Consider the following 658-nt stretch of genomic DNA (forward strand, 5'->3'; position numbering starts at 1 on the left):
CGATCGCCTTTACACAGTCCGACCTGCTCGGCTGCCGCGATCGCTTCCTCCGCCGGGGACATATCGGCACGCTGAATGTTCTCGATGATGGCAAGCTGCTTCGCCTCGACCTCATCGATGTCTCTGACGACGACCGGGATTTCGTAGTCTTCGCCATGCGCGGCGAGCGCTGCCTTGTATCGGCGGCCGCCGGCGACGAGTGCGTAACCGCCGTCGGCAAGCGCTCGCACGATGACCGGCTGAATGACGCCTTTTTCGCGCACGGACGCGGTCAACTCTTCCATCTCCGCCGCATCGAAATACTTGCGGGGATTGATGCTGACCTGGATATGCTTGAGAGCAAGCGTAGGTTGTTGTTGCATGGTGGGCTCCGGAGAGGGGAACCCGACCCTTCGGGCGTGGTTCCCGAAGGTTAAATAGCTAAAATGGCGAGGCCGAGGAAATCGGCGCTCAGTGGATCAGTTGGAATTTAACCGCGAAGGAGACGATCAACCGTGAAACGGACACGGATCGAAACCCGCCGCCCGGCACGACGAACAATTTTCCAGCTCGACAGTCAAATCATGCTGTTGGACGCCGCGCGTCCACGCCGATGACAAAGCAGGCTCGTCCGCGAACAGAAGCGGCACCTGATCGTCGCAGTCTGCCTGTGCGTCAC

Annotated in this window: 1 protein-coding gene; it reads right to left on the minus strand. The window is 60.0% G+C overall.

All coding sequences use genetic code 11. The features are described 5' to 3' along the window. A partial coding sequence (locus P7F28_RS10115) for a ParB/RepB/Spo0J family partition protein (protein WP_277184359.1) occupies positions 1–362 on the minus strand: 362 nt, incomplete at its 3' end. Positions 363–658 lie beyond the last annotated feature (296 nt).

The sequence above is a fragment of the Caballeronia sp. BR00000012568055 genome (assembly GCF_029439455.1).
In the GTDB taxonomy this organism is placed as follows: domain Bacteria; phylum Pseudomonadota; class Gammaproteobacteria; order Burkholderiales; family Burkholderiaceae; genus Caballeronia.